Source organism: Aeromonas piscicola (assembly GCF_000820005.1).
GTDB classification, from domain to species: Bacteria; Pseudomonadota; Gammaproteobacteria; order Enterobacterales; family Aeromonadaceae; genus Aeromonas; species Aeromonas piscicola.
In genome coordinates this window covers 1-552 of the sequence record NZ_CDBL01000020.1, presented here as the reverse complement: position 1 = coordinate 552, position 552 = coordinate 1, and the positions used below count along the sequence as shown (strand labels likewise).

General features: G+C 65.2%; 1 protein-coding gene. It reads left to right on the top strand.

Annotation, left to right across the window (positions count from 1 at the left end; genetic code table 11):
• Positions 1-552, top strand: a 552-nt coding sequence (locus tag BN1128_RS04155) for a DUF5801 repeats-in-toxin domain-containing protein (protein ID WP_042866498.1), incomplete at both ends; no start/stop codon positions are given.

The window sequence follows — 552 nt, the reverse complement described above, 5'->3', positions numbered from 1 at the left end:
CCAGCGTGGACGAAAGCCTGGCAGCGCTGGGCGGTGCGGGCAGTGATGGCGTCGCCAGCGCCAGCCTGAGTGCCGCGCTGGTACAAGCCCAATTCAATCCGGCCTTCGGGGCCGATGGGGCGGGCACGATTGGTTATAGTCTGGCGCTCACGGGCAGCAACGTGGTCAGCGGCCTGTTTGCGGTGGATCCGCAAGCTCCCGCTGGGCAAGGTGAGGCCATCGTGCTGAACCAGGTGGGTAACGTCATCACCGGCAGTGCCGGTGGGGTGGATTACTTCACGCTGACCATCAACCCGAGCACCGGGGAAGTGACGCTTGCCCTGCTGGATAATGTCTGGCACGGCGATACCAACAATGCGGATGACAGCGTGGCGCTGAGCCTGGGCAGCGGAGTACTGACCCTGGTGCAAACCGTGACGGATGCCGACGGCGACAGCGCCAGTGCGGCCATTGATGTGGGGACTGGCGGGGTATTCCGGTTTGAAGATGACGGCCCGAGTGCCGGGTTGGCGGAGGAAGCGCCGCGCCTGAGTGCCAGCGTGGACGAAAGCC